Raw genomic sequence first — 18370 nt, 5'->3', positions numbered from 1 at the left:
CCCCCTTCCTTTCCGCACAGAGGCTGTGCAGGCAGGCGGTAGCGGAATGGCCGCCGGCGCCCTAGGTAGCATCTGAACAGATCAGGAGGCGCATATGGAAGTCGGTCTTTACACCTTCGGCGACGTTGGCCGCGACCCGGTGACGGGGGCAGAGGTCGATGCCCAGGCACGTCTCGGCAACCTGCTGGAGGAAATCCGGCTGGCCGATGAGCTTGGCCTCGATATCTTCGGGCTGGGCGAACACCACCGTCCGAACTACGCTATCTCCTCGCCCGCAACGGTGCTTGCGGCGGCGGCGGCGCAGACGAAGAACATCAAGCTCAGCTCTGCGGTCACCGTGCTCAGCTCGGAAGATCCGATCCGGGTCTACCAGCAGTTCGCCACTATCGACGCGATCAGCGGCGGCCGGGCCGAGATCATGGCCGGGCGCGGCTCCTTCATCGAGAGCTTCCCGCTCTTTGGCTACGAGCTGAAGGATTACGACGCGCTCTTCGAGGAAAAGCTGGCCATGCTGATGGCCATCAACGATGGCGAGAAGCTGAACTGGCCGGGCACCGAGTTCACCCAGAAGGTCGAAGGGCTGGGCATCTACCCGCGCCCCGTCAACGGATCGTTGCCGATCTGGATCGCCGCCGGCGGCACCCCGCAGTCGATGGTGCGCGCCGGGGCCTACGGCGCCCCGCTGGCGCTGGCGATCATCGGCGGCGAGCCGCGCCGCTTCGCACCGCTGGCCGATCTCTACCGCCGCGCCGCCGAACAATCGGGCCACAAGGAGAAGGCGCGGGTCTCGCTGAACGTGCATGGCTTCCTGCATGAAGACAGCCAGAAGGCCGCCGATATCTTCTTCCCGGCGCAGAAGGCGGTCATGGACCAGATCGGCCGCGAAAGGGGCTGGGGCCCGCAGAGCCGGGCGCAATTCGATGCCTCCATCGGCCCGGAGGGTGCCAACTTCGTCGGCTCTCCGGCGCAGATCGTCGACAAGATCCTTGGCCTGAAAGAGGACCTGGGCTTTGACCGGGTGACCATCCAGATGGCCATCGGGATCATCGACCACGCCGAAATGCTGAAGGCCATCGAGGTGCTGGGCACCAAGGTCGCGCCCGAGCTGCGCAAGGGCTGAGGCCCCTGGACCTTGGGCCCCCTTACCGGGGCCTAGAGACCGGGCCCCGCCAGCCGCCGGATCAACCCGGCGGCGCTGCGCTCTCCGTGTTTCTTCAGAAGGCGCGCCCGCACGTCCTCGATCGTGCGGGGTGACAGATCCAGCGCGCGGGCGATCTCTTTCGAGGTCTGACCGCGCGCCAGGCCCGAGACCACGTCGCGTTCGCGCGGTGTCAGCCGCGCCCCCTCGGCCCGGCCCAGGGGCGCGAAGCTCATCACCACGCGGGCCAGCGGCGCCTCGGGGGTCATGGTGCGGGCCCGGAAGCGGACCCAGAAGGCCTCGCCATCGGCGCGGTGCATCATGCGTTCGTCCGAATAGAGCCCGCCCTTCTGCAGCGCCTCCATGCCGACATCGCGGATGGTGCGGAACTCGGTGTCCGAGGTGTAGAGCACCCGGAAGCTCTGCCCGATCAGCTCTGCGGTCTCACGGCCTACCATTTCGGCAAAGGGCCGGTTGCAGGCCCGGATGATACGGTCCTCGGCCAGCACCAGCCCCTGTGGCGCGTAGTCCCAGGCGATGCGCTCTAATTCGTTCATTTCCAATGGGTTGCCCCTTGTCCTGGCGCGGAGGATCTCCGCGTCTCGGGCCCTGATACCGTAGTCCTACGGTATTGGCACCGTATCTTTTTGCATAGCAATCTGACCGGATGAAAGACCTCAGCCCCATCAAGGCCGCCCTGCATGCGGCCATTGCCGAGCGGCGCGACGATCTGATCGCGCTGACCCAGGACCTGATCCGCATTCCGACGCTGAACCCGCCGGGCGAGAACTACCTGGAGATCTGCGAATACCTTGACCGTCGCCTGAAGGCCTCGGGGTTTGAAACGCAGCTGGTGCGCGCCCACGGGGCCATCGGTGACAGCGATGCCTATCCGCGCTGGAACATCGTTGCGCGCCGCGAAGGTAAACATGCCGGCGAATGTGTTCATTTCAACAGTCATATCGACGTGGTGGACGTGGGCAAGGGGTGGACCACCGATCCCTTCGGCGGAGAGCTGAAGGACGGCAAGATCTATGGCCGTGGCGCCTGCGACATGAAGGGGGGCCTCGCGGCCTCGATCATCGCGGCGGAAGCCTTCATCGCCACCTGCCCCGATTTCAACGGTGCCATCGAGATCTCGGGCACCGCGGACGAGGAATCCGGCGGCTTCGGCGGCGTGGCCTACCTGGCCGAGAAGGGGTTCTACGCCAAGGTCGATCACGTCATCATCCCCGAGCCGCTGAACAAGGACCGCATCTGCCTGGGTCACCGCGGCGTCTGGTGGGCCGAGATCGAGACCCATGGCGAGATCGCCCATGGCTCCATGCCCTTCCTCGGCGATTGCGCCGTGCGCCACATGGGCGCGGTGCTGCACGAGATGGAGGAAAGCCTGTTCCCGGCGCTGGCCCAGAAGCACACGGCGATGCCGGTGGTGCCCGAGGGGGCCAAGCAGTCGACGCTGAACATCAACTCGCTGCACGGCGGCCAGGCCGAGATCCCGCGTGACGTGAACGCGCTGCCCAGCCCCTGCGTCCCCGACAGCGCCCGCATGGTCATCGACCGTCGCTTCCTGATCGAGGAAAGCATCGACGAGGTGATCGGAGAGATGAAGACCGTGCTGGACAAGGTGAAGGCCGAGCGCCCGAACTTCAGCTACGACATGCGCGAGATGATGCGCGTGCTGCCCTCGATGACCGAGCAGGATGCGCCGGTGGTCCAGTCGGTGACCCGCGCCATCCAGGAGACCATGGGCGCGGCGCCGCAATACGTGGTCAGCCCCGGCACCTATGACCAGAAGCACATCGACCGTATCGGCCGCCTGAAGAACTGCATCGCCTATGGTCCCGGCATCCTGGACCTGGCCCACAAGCCCGACGAATACGTCGGCGTCGAGGACATGATGCAATCGGCCGAGGTCATGGCCCTTTCGCTCGCCGACCTGCTGACTTCGGATGGCAGCACGGCGTGAGGCATCTATCGACCCCGGCATTGACACATGTCGGGTCCATATGCGGCAAATGCCGCGCTGGACCCCGACCGGCAATCCGGGGATGATGAAAGGGAGCCTTCGGGCCCCGACCCGGTGGCGACACCGGCAATGCCCGAAAAAGGGTGACAAACAGGGAGTTTGACATGAAAGCCAAGATTTCCGCCGTGGCACTGGCCGCGGCCATGGCCGCAGGGCCGGTGCTGGCGCAGGACAGCCTGACCGTTGCACTGCAGCTGGAACCGCCGCATCTCGATCCGACCTCGGCCGCGGCCGGGGCCATCGACCAGGTGGTCTATGCCAATATCTTCGAGGGCCTGACCCGCTTCGGCCCCGATGGGTCGGTCAATCCGGGCCTGGCCTCCTCCTGGGAGATTTCCGAGGACGGCCTGACCTATACTTTCCACCTCGTCGAGGGCGCCAAGTTCCACGACGGCACCGACTTCGAGGCCACCGACGTGGTCTTCTCGCTGGACCGTGCCCGTGGCGAGGACAGCGTGAACGCGCAGAAGACGCTCTTCGCCGGTATCGAGAGCGTCGAGGCCGTGGACCCCGCCACCGTCAAGGTGACCCTCTCGGCGCCCGATGGCCTGTTCCTGTTCAAGATGGCCTGGGGTGACGCCGTGATCGTCGCGCCGGAAAGCATCGACGACATCAAGACCGCCCCCGTCGGCACCGGTGCCTTCACCTTCGACGGCTGGGTGCAGGGCGATTCGATCTCGCTGGCGAAGAACCCCGACTACTGGGGCGAGCCCGCCATGCTGGATGCCGCGACCTTCAAGTACATCTCGGACCCGACCGCCGGTTTCGCCGCCATGATGGCCGGGGACGTGGATGCCTTCGTGGCCTTCCCCGCGCCCGAGAACCTGCCGCAGTTCGACGCCGACCCGCGCTTCAAGGTGCTCATCGGCTCGACCGAGGGCGAGACCATCCTGGCGATGAACAACGGCCGCGAGCCCTTCTCGAACAAGCTGGTGCGTGAGGCCGTGGCCCATGCCATCAACCGTCAGGACATCATCGACGGCGCCATGTTCGGCTACGGCACGCCGATCGGCACCTTCTTCGCGCCGCACAACCCCGATTACGTCGATCTGACCGGCCTCTCGGACTACGACCCCGAGAAGTCGAAGGCGCTGCTGGAAGAGGCGGGCGTTGCCCTGCCGCTGAAGGTCAAGATGACCCTGCCGCCGCCCTCCTACGCCCGTCGCGGCGGCGAGATCGTGGCCGCGCAGCTGCGCGCCGTCGGCATCGAGCCCGAGATCGAGAACGTCGAATGGGCCCAGTGGCTGGAGAACACCTTCCGCAACGCCCATGACTACGACCTGACGATCATCAGCCACACCGAGCCGATGGACATCAACGCCTATGCCAACCCGGATTACTACTTCCAGTACGACAATCCGGCCTTCCAGGACGTGATGGCCAAGCTGGACGTGGAAAGCGATCCGGCGGTGCGCTCCGAGCTGCTGAAGTCGGCGCAGACCATGCTGGCCGAGGACTACGTCTCGGGCTTCCTCTTTGAACTGCCGCTGCACACGGTCGCCAAGACCGGTGTCGAGGGGCTCTGGGTCAACATGCCCACCCAGGCAACGGACCTGACCGGGGTCTACTGGGAGAAGTAAGACAAGGGGGGCCGCAACCGCTGCGGCCCCCATTCCGCCCCGCCGCCCATCCGGTCACCCCCGGCAGGCGGTGGATGCCTCCGGCGGGAGTATTTTCAGCCTGGTGATGAATTAGGGCCCATATCATCACCAGGCTAAAAATACTCCGGGGGAGTCCGCGACGCGGACGGGGGCAGCGCCCCCACCCCCCTCACAGCTCTGGGACCGCTGAATACATATGCTGCGTTACACGCTGACCCGTTTCCTGTCGCTCTGCCTCAGCCTGGCCGTGGCCTCGGTGGTGATCTTCTTCGCCATCGAAGTGCTGCCGGGCGATCCGGCCTCGATCATGCTGGGGGTCAATGCCCAGCCCGACACCCTGGCCGCCCTGCGCACCGAGCTGGGGCTGGATCAGCCCATGGTGGCCCGCTACTTCGCCTGGGTCACCGGGCTGCTGCAGGGCGATTTCGGCATCTCCTATACCTACCGCACGCCGGTTGCGCAGATGATCGCCGACCGGCTGGCGGTCTCGCTGCCGCTGGCGCTGTTCTCGCTGGCGCTGACCGTGGTGATCGCCTTCCCGGTGGGGATCTGGGCCGCCTCGCGGCGCGGTTCGGTCAGCGATGTCTCGATCATGGGCCTGACCCAGCTGGGCGTCGCCATCCCGAACTTCTGGTTCGCCATGCTCATGGTGCTGGTCTTCGCCATCAACCTGCAATGGTTCAGCGCCGGCGGCTTCGCCGGCTGGGACGCGGGCCTGCTGGCGGTGCTGAAATCGCTGACCCTGCCGGCCATCGCGCTGGCGCTGCCCCAGGCCTCGATCCTGGCGCGGGTCATGCGCTCGGCCCTGCTGGACACCCTTTCGGAAGACTTCATCCGCACCGCCCGCGCCAAGGGGCTGACACGCCGCCAGGCGCTGTGGCGCCACGCGCTGCGCAATGCGCTGATCCCGGTGCTGACCATCATCGGCATGCAGTTCTCGTTCCTGCTGGCCGGCGGCATCATCATCGAGAACGTCTTCTACCTGCCTGGCCTCGGCCGGCTGATCTTCCAGGCGATCTCGGCCCGTGACCTCGTCGTCGTCGAGAGCGTCGTGATGCTGCTGGTCTTCGCCGTCATCCTCGTGAATTTCCTGGTCGAGCTGGCCTATGCCGCCGTCGACCCCCGCCTGAGGGCCCGCTGATGAGCCTTGCCGAAGAGACCTCCACCACCGCCATGGCGCTGAAGAACCGCAACCTGCTGCTGGGCGGCGCGCTGACCGCCGTCTTCCTGGGCGCGGCGCTGCTGAGCTTCCTCTGGGTGCCCTATGACGTGACCCAGCTGGACATCGCCAACAAGATCAAGGGCCCCTCTGCCGCGCATTGGCTGGGCACCGATCACTATGGCCGCGACATCCTGGCGATGATCATGGTCGGCGCGCGCACCTCGATCGCCGTGGCGGTCGTGGCCGTCGGCATCGGCATGCTGGCAGGCGTGCCGCTCGGCCTCTGGGCCGCCGCCCGCCGGGGCTCGCTGCTGGACGAGGTGATCATGCGCGGCAACGACCTGGTCTTTGCCTTCCCCAGCCTCGTCATCGCGGTGATGATCACCGCCGCCTTCGGCCCCTCGGCCACCAATGCGATCATCGCCATCGGCATCTTCAACATCCCCGTCTTCGCCCGCATCACCCGCTCCGGCGCGCTGACGCTCTGGAGCCGGGATTTCATCCTGGCGGCCCGCGTGGCGGGCAAGGGCTCGGCCCGGATCAGTTTCGAGCACATCCTGCCCAACGTGCTGAACCTGCTGATCGTGCAGGGCACCATCCAGTTCAGCCTCGGCATCCTGGCCGAGGCGGGCCTTTCCTACGTCGGCCTTGGCGCGCAGCCGCCGATCCCCTCCTGGGGGCGGATGCTGGCGGACAGCCAGACCTTCATCTCTTTCGCGCCGCACATGGCCCTCTTCCCCGGCCTCGCCATCCTGCTGACCGTGCTGGGTCTGAACCTGATGGGTGACGGGCTGCGCGATCTCTTCGATCCCAAGCTGCGGAGGGGCCGGACATGAGCCTTCTCGACATCCGCAACCTGTCGCTGTCGATCCATGGCGCGCCGATCCTGCACGAGGTCTCGCTGACCCTCGCCAGGGGAGACATCCTGGGCGTCATCGGTGAATCCGGCTCGGGCAAGTCGATGACCGCCTTCGCCACCATGCAGCTGCTGCCCGAGGGGGCCGTTCCCGAGGGCGAGGTGCTGCTGGACGGCGTGGATATCCTGTCGCGCTCCGAGCGCGAGATGTGCCAGATCCGCGGCCGCGATATCGGCATGGTCTTCCAGGAGCCGATGACGGCGCTGAACCCGCTGAAGACCATCGGCGACCAGGTGGCCGAGACCGTGCTGCTGCACGAGAAGGTCAGCCGCGGGGTGGCCCAGGAGCGCGCCGCCGAGGCGCTGACCCGCGCCGAGCTGCCGCCCGAGAAATTCCCCATGTCGCGCTACCCGCACGAGCTGTCGGGCGGCCAGCGCCAGCGGGTGGTGATCGCCATGGCCATCGCCCTGCGCCCCAAGCTGCTGATCGCGGATGAGCCGACGACGGCGCTGGACGTGACCACCCAGGCGCAGATCCTGACCCTGCTGAAGAAGCTGGTGAAGGAAGACGGCATGGCGATGATGATGATCACCCATGACCTGGCCGTCGTGGCCGACATGGCCGACCACATCGCCATTATGCAGAAGGGCCGCGTGGTCGAGGAAGGCCCGACCGCGCAGATCTTCCGCCAGATGCAGCACCCCTATTCCAAGGCCCTGCTGGCCGCCTCGACCCATGCGCCCGAGCGCAGCGACGAATCCCAGGAGGACCCGCTGCTGGAGGTCCGCCAGGTCCGCCGCACCTATACGCTGCCGGCCAAGAAGCTGTTCGGCGCGCGCCGCCAGATCGAGGCGGTCAAGGGCGTCTCCTTCACCCTGAAGCGCGGCGAGAGCCTGGGCCTGGTGGGCGAGTCGGGTTGCGGCAAGTCCACCCTGACCCGCGCGATCCTCGGCCTCGAAGAGGTGCAATCCGGAGAGATCCTGCTGGACGGAGAGCCGGTCTTCACGGGCCACAAGCCCAATGACGTGGTGCGCCGCAAGATGCAGGTGGTCTTCCAGGACCCCTACGGCAGCTTCAACCCGCGTCACAAGGTGGCCCGGCTGGTGGCGGAACCCTTCCACCTGACCCCCGATGTGCCCCGCGCCGAGCGTGAGGACCGCATCGCCGAGGCGCTGACCGCCGTCGGCCTGACGCCCGGCGATGCGCATAAGTACATCCACGAGTTCTCGGGCGGGCAGCGCCAGCGCATCGCCATCGCCCGTGCCCTGATCACCCGGCCCGAGCTGATCCTGCTGGACGAGGCCGTCTCGGCTCTGGACGTGCAGGTGCGGGCGCAGATCCTCGACCTGCTGGCGGATCTGTCGAAGCGCTACGGGCTGAGCTACCTCTTCATTTCGCACGACCTGTCGGTGGTGCGGACCATCACCGACCGGGTGATGGTGATGAAATCCGGCGAGATCGTCGAAGAAGGCCCGACCGAGCAGGTCTTCGACACGCCGGCCCATTCCTATACCCAGGCCCTCGTCGCCGCGGCCCCGCGCCTGCCCGACGATGTGGCTGCCTGACCTCAAGACCCCCCCGGAGGAGACATGTCTGCAATCCCCGAGCTCTGGTTCGATCCGTCGAACTGCCTCATCGCCGGTTCCTGGGTTCCGGCCCAGGCCGGCACCCTGCCGCTCTTCGATCCCTCGACCGGAGAGCAGATCGGCGAGATCGCCCGTGGAGGCGAAGCCGAGATCGACGCCGCCGTTGCCGCCGCGCACGAGGCCTTCGACAGCACCTGGTATCGCACCCCCGCCGTCGAGCGTGGCCGCATCCTGACCCGCCTGGGTCTGCTGGTGCAGCAGAAGGTCGACGCCCTGGCCGCCATCGAGGCGCGCGACGTCGGCAAGCCGCTGAAGCAGGCCCGCGCCGATGCGCTGGCCCTGGCGCGCTACCTCGAGTTCTACGGCGGTGCGGCGGACAAGCTGCACGGTCAGACCATCCCCTATCTGGACGGCTACACCGTCTACACCCTGCGCGAGCCGCATGGGGTGACGGCGCATATCGTGCCCTGGAACTACCCGATGCAGATCATCGGGCGTTCGGTCGGGGCGGCGCTGGCGGCGGGCAATGCCTGCGTGCTGAAGCCCGCCGAAGAGGCCTGCCTAACGGCGCTGGCCTTTGCCGACCTGGCCAAGGAAGCGGGCCTGCCCGATGGCGTGCTGAACGTGGTGCCGGGCCTTGGCGCCGAGGCCGGCGCGGCCCTGTCGGGTCATCCGGACATCCACCATGTCTCGTTCACCGGATCGGTCGCCACCGGCGCCGCGGTGCAGGCGGCGGCAGCGAAGAACGTGGTGCCGGTGACGCTGGAGCTGGGCGGCAAGTCGCCCCAGCTGGTCTTCGAGGACGCGGACCTCGAGGCGGCGATGCCCTTCCTCGTGAACGCGGGTATCCAGAACTGCGGCCAGACCTGCTCTGCCTCCTCGCGCATCCTGGTGCATCGCTCGCGGCTGGATGAGGTGATCTCGGGCATGGCGGCGCGCTACGGTGCCCTGCGCATGGGCCCGGCAGTCGATGACCTGGATGTCGGCCCGCTGATCTCGGCCCGCCAGAAGGAGATCGTCGAGGGCTTCATCGCCCGCGGCGGAGACCTTGAGCTGGCCGCCCAGGCGCAGCCGGGCGAACTGCCGGGCGGCGGCTACTACGTGCCGCCGACGCTGTTCGCGGGCGCAGATGCCAATCACGCGCTGGCGCAGCAGGAGATCTTCGGCCCGGTGCAGGTCATCATCCCCTTCGAGGATGAGGCCGAGGCCATCGCCATTGCCAATGGCACCGACTACGGCCTCGTGGCCTCGGTCTGGTCGCGCGACGGCGGGCGGCAGATGCGGCTGGCCCGCGCCCTGCGCTCTGGCCAGGTGTTCCTGAACAACTACGGCGCCGGGGGCGGCGTGGAGCTGCCCTTCGGCGGTATCGGCAAATCCGGCCATGGCCGCGAGAAGGGCTTCGAGGCGCTTTACGGTTTCACCACGCTGAAGACCGTCGCGGCGTTCCACGGCTGAGAAGGAGCAAGACATGCGATTGAAAGACAAGGTAGCCATCGTCACCGGCGCGGCACAGGGCTTTGGCGCGGGCATTGCCCGGCGCTTTGCCGAAGAGGGCGCGAAGGTCATGGTGGCCGATCTGAAGGGCGACCTGGCCGCCGAAGTGGCCGCCGAGATCGGCGGCGCCTCCTGCGCGGTGAATGTCGCCGACGAGGACAGCGTCAAGGCCATGCTTGCCGCCACCGAAGAGGCCCTTGGCCCGGTGGACATCCTGGTGAACAACGCCGGCGTCACCCACCTGCCAACCCCGCTGGACGAGGTGTCCGAGGAGGACTTCGACCGGGTCTACGCGGTGAACATGAAAGCCATCTACCTGGCCTCGAAGATCATCGTGCCCGGCATGAAGGCGCGCGGCTCGGGCGCCATCTGCAATATCTCCTCGACCGCGGGCATCTCTCCGCGTCCGAACCTGACCTGGTACAATGCCTCGAAGGGCTGGGTGAACACTGCCACCCGTTCGATGGCGGTCGAGCTCGCCCCCCAGGGCATCCGCGTCAACGCGGTGAACCCGGTGGCGGGCGAGACGCCGCTGCTGACCAGCTTCATGGGCGAGGACACCCCCGAGATCCGCTCGAAGTTCCTGTCGACCATCCCCATGGGCCGTTTCACCACGCCCAAGGACATCGCCGATGCGACGCTCTTCCTCTGCTCCGAGGAAGCCGGCATGGTCACCGGCATGTGCATGACCGTCGACGGCGGCCGCTGCATCTGATCGGGCAGGGGGGCGCTGCCCCCCGCGCTTTGCGCTCCCCCCGCAGTATTTTCAGCCGTCGGATAGATACAAGAGCCCCTTGCTTACATCCGATGGCCAAAAATACTGCGGGGGAGTCAGGCGCAGCCTGGCGGGGGCAGAGCCCCCCCTCCCCGGCGGCAATCCATCGCCTGCCTTGATATGGGCCATCACCGCAATACCCTTTCAAGCCAAGCGAACATGGGGTATGCACCCCCGTCCCGATTGAAAGGAGTCTTTACTCATGGGCTATAAAGTCGTCGTCGCAGGTGCCACCGGCAACGTGGGCCGCGAAATGCTGAACATCCTGGCCGAGCGCCACTTCCCGGTGGACGAGATTGCCGTGCTCGCATCCCGGAAGTCGCTGGGGACCGAAGTCAGCTTTGGCGACAAGACCCTGAAGACCCAGGACCTTGCCACCTTCGATTTCACCGGCTGGGACATGGCGCTCTTTGCCGTGGGCTCGGGCCCGACCAAGGAGTTCGCCCCCAAGGCCGCCGCCGCGGGCTGCATCGTGATCGATAACTCGTCGCTCTACCGCTACGACCCGGACGTGCCGCTGGTGGTGCCGGAAGTGAACGCGGACGCGGTGCTGGGCTATTCCAAGAAGAACATCATCGCCAACCCGAACTGCTCGACCGCGCAGATGGTGGTGGCGCTGAAGCCGCTGCATGACCGCGCCAAGATCAAGCGCGTCGTGGTCTCGACCTACCAGGCCGTGTCCGGCTCGGGCAAGGACGCCATCGACGAGCTCTGGGACCAGACCAAGTCGATCTACAACCCGACCGACGATTACGAGGCCAAGGTCTATCCCAAGCAGATCGCCTTCAACGTGATCCCCCATATCGACGTCTTCCTGGATTCCGGCGACACCAAGGAAGAGTGGAAGATGGTCACCGAGACCAAGAAGATCCTCGACCCCTCGGTCAAGGTCACCGCGACCTGCGTGCGCGTGCCGGTCTTCGTCGGCCATTCGGAATCGATCAACATCGAGTTCGAGGACTTCCTGGACGAGGACGAGGCCCGTGACATCCTGCGCGAAGCGCCGGGCATCATGGTGATCGACAAGCGCGAGGACGGTGGCTACGTCACCCCGATCGAATGCGTCGGCGACTTCGCCACCTTCATCAGCCGCATCCGCCAGGACGTGACCGTCGAGAACGGCATCAACCTGTGGTGCGTTTCGGACAACCTGCGCAAGGGCGCGGCCCTGAACGCCGTGCAGATCGCCGAGACCCTGGGTCAGAAGGTGCTGAAGAAGGGCTGAGCTCTCACTTCATCGTGAATGGCAAACGGCGCGGAGATCCCGCGCCGTTTCGCGTTTCCGGGGGGAACCCGCTCATGGCGGGGGTTTTCGGCGGCGCCCCGCCGGTGCGCGGCGCGGCGCGGGAAATGAACGAGAAGTTCACTTGGACTCGCCGCGCCAATGGGTTTCCCTTTTGGTCAAGCACCCAAGGAGGACCGTATGCGCCGCATCACCCATATCTCGACCCTCGCCCTTGTCGCCGCCATGGCCGGCACCACGGCCTGGGCGGATGTTTTCCCCACCGACAGCGCCGTCACCGCCGCCACGCTCTACCCGCAGGGCGCCACCATCCAGCGTTCCGCCAGCTTCGACCTGCCCGCCGGGCGGCACCAGGTGGTGCTGACCGGCATGCCGCTGATCGACATCGACACCCTGCGCCTGCAGGCCGAGGGGCTGGTGATCGGCACGATTTCCTACCGCGACCGCGCCGTGCCGCCCTCGGGCGCCGAGGAATCCCCCGAGATCGCCGCCGCCCGCCAGGCCGTGCGCGAGGTCGAGGCGCAGCTGCAGGCGGTCGAGGACCGCGCCCGCGCCGCCGAGCTGAAGGCGGAAGCCGCCCGCGACCGTATCGACTTCCTGACCCGCCTCGGCGGCACCGAGGCCGCCGGCAGCGCCGATGCCGACCGCCTGGAAGAGCTGCTGGACCTCGTGGGCGGCGAAGGCCTGAAGGCCCGCGAAGCCGCCCTGGCCGCAGAGCAGGAGGCCCGCGCCATCCGCGAGGAACGCCGCCCGCTGGAGGAGGACCTGGAAGAGGCGCAGGCCGCGCTGGAGGCGCTGCTGACCGCCTCGGAGGAGCAATCGGTGCTGGTGATCGAGGTCGAGGCCCCCGAGGCCGCCTCGGGCGAGCTGACGCTCAGCTACGCCAGCTGGCAGGCCTCCTGGCGGCCCGCCTATGACGCCTATCTGACCACCGGCGACGCGCCCGCGCTGGCGCTGGCGCGCGGGGCCTATCTGCAGCAGTCGACCGGAGAGGACTGGCAGGATGTGGCGGTGACCTTCTCGACCGCGCGGCCGGCAGGGCAGATCGCTCCGGGGCAGGTGATGGGCGACAGGCTGAGCATCTTCGATCCCGACGAGATGCCGCGCCCGGTGCCGCAGCCGCGTCCGATGGCCCGTGCCGAGGGCGCGGACATGGCGCTGATGGCCGAGCCCGTGATGGAGGAGAAGGCCGTGGCGGGCTTCGACGGCATCAACGTGACCTATGCCGCGCCGCAGCCGGTGACCGTCGCCAATGGCGCCGACGCGGTGAAGATCTCGCTCGGGCAGGTGGAGCTTTCGCCCGAGGTCTTCGCCCGTGCCGTGCCGCTCTATGACGACAGCGCCTTCCTGGTGGCCAGCCTGACCAATGACAGCGGCGAGCTGCTGCTGCCGGGCATGGCGCAGCTCTTCCGGGATGGCACCTACGTCGGCCGCAGCCATATCGAGCTGGTGCCGGCGGGCGAGGAGACGGAATGGAGCTTCGGCCCCATCGACGGGCTGCGCCTCAGCCGGCAGAAAGACCGCATGGAGGGCGACCGCGGGGTGATCTCGCGCTCCAACACCCGGCAGGAAGCGGTGACCCTGCGGGTCGAGAACCGCACCGACCAGGCCTGGGACCTGCGCCTGCTGGACCGGGTGCCCTATTCCGAGCAGGAGGACCTGCAGATCGAATGGAGCGCCGACCTGGAGCCCGACGTGGTCGATTTCGACGACCGCAAGGGCGTGCTGGAATGGCAGTTCACGCTGGACGCCGGGGCCGAGCAGGAGATCCGGCTGGAGCACGAGGTCACCTGGCCCGATGGCAAGGTGCTGCGCTGAGCCATCACGGCCCGAAGCTTTGGGCCGCCTGCTCCCTACAGAAACTGGCCCCTGAAGGAAAATGCCCGCCGGAGACCTCCGGCGGGCATTGCTTTTCCAGGTCGGGCGCAGGGCCGGATCAGATCGGGCTGAAGGCCTTCTCGGTGGCCAGGTATTGTTCCAGCGCGCCATTGGCGATGTCGTGCCAGAGACCATGGACCGAGAGCTCTCCGGCCTCGACGCGGTCGCGCACGAAGGGGAAGGTCATCAGGTTCTCGAGCGAGACCAGCACCGCCTCGCGCTCGAGCGCTGCGCGCTGCGCGGGCTCGCCCTCGATATCCTTGATGCGCTCGTAACCGGGGCGCAGAATGTCCATCCAGCGACCGACGAAGCTGGATTTCTCCTCCAGCTCGGGGGCCTGGCCCGAGCACATGGCATGGCAACCCGCCACGCCCCCGCAGGAGGAATGGCCCATCACCACCACATGCGCCACCTTCAGCGCGTTGACCGCGTATTCCACCGCCGCCGAGGTGCCGTGCTGGTTGCCGTCGGGCTCGTAGGGGGGGACCAGGTTGGCGATGTTGCGGTGGATGAAGAACTCTCCCTGGTCGGCGCCGAACAGCGAGGTGACATGCACCCGGCTATCGCAGCAGGAGATGAGCATCGTCTTCGGGCGCTGTCCCTCTTCGGCCAGGCGTCGATACCAGCTCTTGTTCTCGGCAAAGGTGGTGGCCTTCCAGCCGTGGTAGCGCTGGACCAGCAGGTTTGGCAGGGGCTTGGCTCGATGCATCCGGGACTCCGCTGATGATTTTACGTTTCGGCGAATATAGGCGGACAGGCGGGCGCGGCAAACGGGAATGGGTCGATTGACGGCGAATTGAAGGAAAATGCCTGAAGCTTTCCCGGCAGTTCGTGACGCCAAAGCGCACCGGATCAAGGATTTAGGAACTTCCACGGGCGATTGTGCCCTCTGCCGTGGGGGCAATGGTGGAAGGGGGTGAGATCGTGGACCAGATCCTGGTTCTGACGCAGGAGGAGCCGGTCCGGCTTGATGCGGACAGGCTGAGGGACCTGTACATGCGGCTTGGCGACGTGGGCGCCGAGGATGTCGTCTGTCGCGCGATGGAGGAGATCGCGGTGCGGCTGTCGCATACGGAACGGCTTTACCGGCAGGACCGGATGGTCGACATGCGCAAATCGGCGCGGTCTCTGGTGGCGATTTCCGAGCAGGTGGGGATGCGGGCGCTCTGCGCCGTGGCCGAGGACGTGACAGGCTGCATCGACGCTGGTGACCAGGTGGCGCTGGCGGCCACGCTGTCGCGGCTGCTGCGGGTGGGAGAGCGCTCTCTCACCGCGATCTGGGACCTGCAGGACGCGACACTCTAGCGGGGTCACGCCGAGACAGCCATGGATTGCACTTGCGGGCACGGCGCGCTGGACTAGGCTGGGGCAAAGCTGACCTTTCCAAGAGTATTCCGATGACCCCCGACATCATGACCTTCCTGCCGTCCGAGACCGAGGCCCTGCCGCTCTATCTTGTCGAGGCCGAGGGGCTCGAGGCGCTCTTGCAGGACAAGCCCGAGGCCGCGGCCTGGGCCAGCGCCATGGGTTTCACCGGCGCGCTTGGCCAGGCCCTGGTGGTGCCGGGCGAGGGCGGGGCCCCCGCGCTGGCGCTGGCCGGATATGGCGACGGCGCCGCGCGTCTGCGGGGGCGCTTCTGGCTGGCCGCCGCCGCGGCGCAGCTGCCCGCCGGGGCCTATCGGCTGCACAGCGATCTCTCCCATGAGCAACTCGAGGTCGAAGCCCTGGGCTGGCTTCTGGGCAGTTATACCTTCGACCGCTACCGCACCCAGCCGGCCAGGGGCGCGCGTCTCGTGGCGCCCGAGGGTATCGACGCCGCGCGGGTCGAGGCGATTGCCGCCGGCGAAGCCCTGACCCGCGACCTGATCAACATCCCCGCCGAGGACATGGGCCCCGCCGACCTGGAAGCGGCGGCCCGCAAGCTGGCCGAGAGCCATGGCGCCAGCATCGAGGTCACCGGCAGCGAGGCGCTGCTGGAGCAGAACTTCCCGCTGATCCATACCGTCGGCCGTGCAGCCGCGCCGGATCGCGCGCCGCGGCTGATCGATATCCGCTGGGGCGATGATGGCCCGGCGTTGACCCTGGTCGGCAAGGGCGTCTGCTTCGACACCGGCGGGCTGAACCTGAAGCCCGGCGCCTCGATGGGGTTGATGAAGAAGGACATGGGCGGCGCGGCCAACGTGCTGGGCCTGGCCTCGATCATCATGGCGCGCGGGCTGCCGATCCGGCTGCGGGTGCTGATCCCGGCGGTCGAGAATGCCGTTGCGGGCCCCGCCTTCCGTCCCGGGGACATCCTGACCGCCCGCAATGGCCTGACCGTCGAGATCAACAACACCGATGCCGAGGGGCGGCTGGTGCTGGCCGATGCCCTGGCCTACGGGGCCGAGGAAGAGCCTGACCTGATGATCTCCTTCGCCACGCTGACCGGCGCGGCGCGGGTGGCCGTGGGGCCTGACCTCTCGCCCTTCTTCACCGATGACATCAATGTCGCGCATGGGCTGGAGGCCGCCGCCGGGGTAGTGGCCGATCCGGTCTGGCGCCTGCCCTTCCACGAGCCCTACGAGACCATGATCGAACCCGGCATCGCCGATCTCGACAATGCGCCGAAGGGTGGTTTCGCCGGGGCGATCACCGCGGCGCTCTTCCTGCGCCGCTTCGCCGGGCAGGGCACGCGCTACACGCATTTCGACATCTACGGCTGGGTGCCCTCGCCCCTGCCGGGCCGGCCCAAGGGCGGCGCGGGCATGGGCATCCGGGCGCTGCACGCCGCCCTGCCGGGCCTGCTGAGCCTGTGAGCGCGGCGCGCGACCGCCGCTGGCCCGCCAACGCCCGTGTCGCCGCCGAGCGGCTGCGCGGGCAGGCGGGGGACGTGACCTACCTGCAGGGCGAGGCCCGCCTGCTGGGCGCCGAGGCCGCCGATCTGCTGGATGCGCCGGGCGGTGCCCGCGACCGGCAGCTGCTGCGCGGTGCGGCGCTGCGGGTCTACGAGTTCCACCAGGGCTTTGCCTTCGTCGAGGCCGAGGCCGACGGCTACACCGGCTATCTGGACACCGCGGCGCTGGCGCCCGCCGTCCAGCCCGCCCCCAATGCAAGCGTGGCCTGCCGCGAGACCCTGGTCTGGGAGGCGCCGAACGCGCGCTCCATGGCGCGGTCCCGGCTGAGCTTCGGTGCCGGGGTGCATGTGCTGGAGGAGGCGAAGGGCTGGGCGCGCTGCGACATCGGCCATATCCCCGCCAATCACCTGAACATCGGGCGCCGCCCGCAGACGGACCCGGTCGAGGTCGCCGAGAGGCTGCTGGGGATGCCCTATCTCTGGGGCGCGAACGGGGCCGGGGGGATCGATTGTTCCGGCCTCGTGCAGCTGGCCTGCCATGCCTGCGGCATCGCCTGTCCGGGCGACAGCGACATGCAGGCGGCGGAGCTGGGTCAGGCCCTGCCCGAAAGCGCCCGCCTGCAACGCGGAGACCTGCTTTTCTGGAAGGGCCACGTGGCCTGGGTCAGCGGGCCGGACCAGATCCTGCACGCCAATGGCTACAGCATGAACGTCGCCTACGAGGGTCTCTCGGCGGCGATGGCGCGCATGGACGACGCGGTCATCGCGCGGCGCCGGCTCTAGTCCTCGACCGAGCGGATCAGCTTGCGTTCCAGCACCCGCAGCACGGTCTTCAGGTCATGCCCCCGGCGCAGCACCTGCCCATCCATGCCCACCACCGCGTACATGCCCTGCTTGTTGCGCAGCTTCGGGCGTTTCTCGATCCGGTAGAGGGGGAATTCTGCAGAGCGGCGGAAGACCGAGAAGACGGCCATCTCGCGCAGCGAGGAGATCCCATAGTCACGCCACTCGCCCGCGGCCACGAAACGACCGTAGAGAGAGAGGATCACGCTCAGCTCGGTGCGGTGAAAGGCCACCTGGTCGGCCGAGACCCCCGGTATCGGGGCTTGGGGCTGCATGTTCATGGGTCAAGCCTGCGCCTGCCGAAGGGCAAAATCAAGGTGGTTTTGCCGGGCCGGGTACGGCGGTTTCCCGGTCGGGGATTTCTCGGGCAGCTGGCCCGTCCATCGGCGGATGCTTACCGAAAAAGGCTGAACAATTCGTGATACGTCAACAGCCCGCTTGGCGGATAGGCTTGCGGCAGTAGTCTATGAACAGATCGCAACGTGGAGCATTTCCAATGAAGCTAAGACTTGCAGCAATTATCGCCGTGTGCGGCATTACCGGCACGGCATTCGCCCATGCCGAGGTGACCAACGAGGTGGTCAAGGAACGCATGGAGCTCATGGGCACCATCCGCGCCAATTTCGCCGTGATCGGTGGCATGGTGCAGGGCAAGGTCGATTTCGACGCCGCCAAGGCAGGCGAGGCACAGGCGGCCCTGGCCGCCGCCGCCGCCATGATCCCCGAGAAGTTCGAGGCCAACGAGACCGACCCCGAATCCGAGGCCTCGCCGGCGATCTGGGACAACTGGGACGAGTTCACCGGCTTCGCCGCCAACCTTGAAACGGCCGCGCTGGCGCTTGAGACCGACAGTGTCGACAGCCTGAAGGCCGGCTTCGGCGGTATCGGTGGCGCCTGCGGCGCCTGCCACAAGGCCTATCGCGTGGATTGA

General features: G+C 67.4%; 17 protein-coding genes. 14 read left to right on the top strand and 3 right to left on the bottom strand.

What is annotated here, in order from left to right; all coding sequences use genetic code 11:
- Window positions 1–94 precede the first annotated feature (94 nt).
- Window positions 95–1120 (top strand): LLM class flavin-dependent oxidoreductase, encoded by a 1026-nt coding sequence (locus CRO50_RS00585; RefSeq protein ID WP_097143933.1) that lies wholly within the window; start codon window positions 95–97, stop codon window positions 1118–1120.
- A gap of 32 nt (window positions 1121–1152) precedes the next feature.
- On the opposite strand, the gene CRO50_RS00580 is transcribed toward CRO50_RS00585, so the two are convergent.
- Window positions 1153–1695 (bottom strand): PAS and helix-turn-helix domain-containing protein, encoded by a 543-nt coding sequence (locus CRO50_RS00580; RefSeq protein WP_179747180.1) that lies wholly within the window; start codon window positions 1693–1695, stop codon window positions 1153–1155.
- 110 nt (window positions 1696–1805) lie between these two features.
- On the opposite strand from CRO50_RS00580, the gene CRO50_RS00575 reads away from it, so the two are divergent.
- From CRO50_RS00575 to CRO50_RS00535, 9 genes are all read left to right on the top strand, one after another.
- On the top strand, window positions 1806–3107 hold the full coding sequence (locus tag CRO50_RS00575) for an acetylornithine deacetylase/succinyl-diaminopimelate desuccinylase family protein (RefSeq protein ID WP_097143931.1): 1302 nt from the start codon (window positions 1806–1808) through the stop codon (window positions 3105–3107).
- Window positions 3108–3271: 164 nt separating this feature from the next.
- The gene (locus CRO50_RS00570; RefSeq protein WP_097143930.1) at window positions 3272–4747 is read left to right on the top strand and encodes an ABC transporter substrate-binding protein; all 1476 of its coding nucleotides are present in this window, start codon (window positions 3272–3274) and stop codon (window positions 4745–4747) included.
- Window positions 4748–4964: 217 nt separating this feature from the next.
- Window positions 4965–5909, top strand: a complete 945-nt coding sequence (locus tag CRO50_RS00565; RefSeq protein ID WP_097143929.1) for an ABC transporter permease — start codon at window positions 4965–4967, stop codon at window positions 5907–5909.
- Window positions 5909–6766: an ABC transporter permease gene (locus CRO50_RS00560; protein WP_179747179.1), complete on the top strand. Its 858-nt coding sequence runs from the start codon at window positions 5909–5911 to the stop codon at window positions 6764–6766. The genes CRO50_RS00565 and CRO50_RS00560 overlap by 1 nt, the downstream gene beginning before the upstream one ends.
- Complete coding sequence (locus tag CRO50_RS00555; protein WP_097143928.1) at window positions 6763–8352, top strand: ABC transporter ATP-binding protein; 1590 nt, start codon at window positions 6763–6765, stop codon at window positions 8350–8352. Before CRO50_RS00560 ends, CRO50_RS00555 begins: the two co-directional genes overlap by 4 nt.
- Before the next feature lie 24 nt (window positions 8353–8376).
- On the top strand, window positions 8377–9828 hold the full coding sequence (locus CRO50_RS00550) for an aldehyde dehydrogenase family protein (protein WP_097143927.1): 1452 nt from the start codon (window positions 8377–8379) through the stop codon (window positions 9826–9828).
- A gap of 13 nt (window positions 9829–9841) precedes the next feature.
- Complete coding sequence (locus tag CRO50_RS00545) at window positions 9842–10582, top strand: SDR family oxidoreductase (protein WP_097143926.1); 741 nt, start codon at window positions 9842–9844, stop codon at window positions 10580–10582.
- A gap of 262 nt (window positions 10583–10844) precedes the next feature.
- Entirely contained in the window at window positions 10845–11867 is a 1023-nt protein-coding gene (locus CRO50_RS00540) for an aspartate-semialdehyde dehydrogenase (RefSeq protein ID WP_097143925.1), read from the top strand.
- Between the two features lie 198 nt (window positions 11868–12065).
- Window positions 12066–13703: a DUF4139 domain-containing protein gene (locus tag CRO50_RS00535; RefSeq protein ID WP_157791754.1), complete on the top strand. Its 1638-nt coding sequence runs from the start codon at window positions 12066–12068 to the stop codon at window positions 13701–13703.
- A gap of 118 nt (window positions 13704–13821) precedes the next feature.
- Here the strand turns inward: CRO50_RS00535 and CRO50_RS00530 are convergent, their stop codons facing one another.
- Window positions 13822–14472 (bottom strand): carbonic anhydrase, encoded by a 651-nt coding sequence (locus CRO50_RS00530; protein ID WP_097143923.1) that lies wholly within the window; start codon window positions 14470–14472, stop codon window positions 13822–13824.
- Window positions 14473–14666: 194 nt separating this feature from the next.
- Between CRO50_RS00530 and CRO50_RS00525 the strand changes: the two genes are divergently transcribed.
- From CRO50_RS00525 to CRO50_RS00515, 3 genes are all read left to right on the top strand, one after another.
- Window positions 14667–15068, top strand: coding sequence for a hypothetical protein (locus CRO50_RS00525; RefSeq protein ID WP_097144661.1), 402 nt, complete (start codon window positions 14667–14669; stop codon window positions 15066–15068).
- Between the two features lie 92 nt (window positions 15069–15160).
- Window positions 15161–16558, top strand: a complete 1398-nt coding sequence (locus CRO50_RS00520; protein WP_179747178.1) for a leucyl aminopeptidase family protein — start codon at window positions 15161–15163, stop codon at window positions 16556–16558.
- Window positions 16555–17379 (top strand): C40 family peptidase, encoded by an 825-nt coding sequence (locus tag CRO50_RS00515; protein ID WP_232617785.1) that lies wholly within the window; start codon window positions 16555–16557, stop codon window positions 17377–17379. Before CRO50_RS00520 ends, CRO50_RS00515 begins: the two co-directional genes overlap by 4 nt.
- On the opposite strand, the gene CRO50_RS00510 is transcribed toward CRO50_RS00515, so the two are convergent.
- Window positions 17376–17720: a DUF2794 domain-containing protein gene (locus tag CRO50_RS00510; RefSeq protein ID WP_097143922.1), complete on the bottom strand. Its 345-nt coding sequence runs from the start codon at window positions 17718–17720 to the stop codon at window positions 17376–17378. The genes CRO50_RS00515 and CRO50_RS00510 overlap by 4 nt on opposite strands.
- 215 nt (window positions 17721–17935) lie before the next feature.
- Here CRO50_RS00510 and CRO50_RS00505 point away from each other — a divergent pair, with 215 nt between their 5' ends.
- Window positions 17936–18370: a c-type cytochrome gene (locus CRO50_RS00505; RefSeq protein ID WP_157791755.1), complete on the top strand. Its 435-nt coding sequence runs from the start codon at window positions 17936–17938 to the stop codon at window positions 18368–18370.

It is taken from the genome of Pseudooceanicola antarcticus (assembly GCF_900215355.1).
Classification (GTDB): domain Bacteria; phylum Pseudomonadota; class Alphaproteobacteria; order Rhodobacterales; family Rhodobacteraceae; genus Pseudooceanicola; species Pseudooceanicola antarcticus.
This window is presented reverse-complemented; position numbering and strand designations above follow the sequence as displayed.

What these genes read in the sequence shown, in the direction of transcription:
- CRO50_RS00585 (WP_097143933.1), top strand. Translation starts at nt 95, where the DNA reads ATGGAAGTCGGTCTTTACACCTTCGGCGACGTTGGCCGCGACCCGGTG.
- CRO50_RS00580 (WP_179747180.1), bottom strand. Translation starts at nt 1,695, where the DNA reads ATGAACGAATTAGAGCGCATCGCCTGGGACTACGCGCCACAGGGGCTG.
- CRO50_RS00575 (WP_097143931.1), top strand. Translation starts at nt 1,806, where the DNA reads ATGAAAGACCTCAGCCCCATCAAGGCCGCCCTGCATGCGGCCATTGCC.
- CRO50_RS00570 (WP_097143930.1), top strand. Translation starts at nt 3,272, where the DNA reads ATGAAAGCCAAGATTTCCGCCGTGGCACTGGCCGCGGCCATGGCCGCA.
- CRO50_RS00565 (WP_097143929.1), top strand. Translation starts at nt 4,965, where the DNA reads ATGCTGCGTTACACGCTGACCCGTTTCCTGTCGCTCTGCCTCAGCCTG.
- CRO50_RS00560 (WP_179747179.1), top strand. Translation starts at nt 5,909, where the DNA reads ATGAGCCTTGCCGAAGAGACCTCCACCACCGCCATGGCGCTGAAGAAC.
- CRO50_RS00555 (WP_097143928.1), top strand. Translation starts at nt 6,763, where the DNA reads ATGAGCCTTCTCGACATCCGCAACCTGTCGCTGTCGATCCATGGCGCG.
- CRO50_RS00550 (WP_097143927.1), top strand. Translation starts at nt 8,377, where the DNA reads ATGTCTGCAATCCCCGAGCTCTGGTTCGATCCGTCGAACTGCCTCATC.
- CRO50_RS00545 (WP_097143926.1), top strand. Translation starts at nt 9,842, where the DNA reads ATGCGATTGAAAGACAAGGTAGCCATCGTCACCGGCGCGGCACAGGGC.
- CRO50_RS00540 (WP_097143925.1), top strand. Translation starts at nt 10,845, where the DNA reads ATGGGCTATAAAGTCGTCGTCGCAGGTGCCACCGGCAACGTGGGCCGC.
- CRO50_RS00535 (WP_157791754.1), top strand. Translation starts at nt 12,066, where the DNA reads ATGCGCCGCATCACCCATATCTCGACCCTCGCCCTTGTCGCCGCCATG.
- CRO50_RS00530 (WP_097143923.1), bottom strand. Translation starts at nt 14,472, where the DNA reads ATGCATCGAGCCAAGCCCCTGCCAAACCTGCTGGTCCAGCGCTACCAC.
- CRO50_RS00525 (WP_097144661.1), top strand. Translation starts at nt 14,667, where the DNA reads ATGGTGGAAGGGGGTGAGATCGTGGACCAGATCCTGGTTCTGACGCAG.
- CRO50_RS00520 (WP_179747178.1), top strand. Translation starts at nt 15,161, where the DNA reads ATGACCCCCGACATCATGACCTTCCTGCCGTCCGAGACCGAGGCCCTG.
- CRO50_RS00510 (WP_097143922.1), bottom strand. Translation starts at nt 17,720, where the DNA reads ATGAACATGCAGCCCCAAGCCCCGATACCGGGGGTCTCGGCCGACCAG.
- CRO50_RS00505 (WP_157791755.1), top strand. Translation starts at nt 17,936, where the DNA reads ATGAAGCTAAGACTTGCAGCAATTATCGCCGTGTGCGGCATTACCGGC.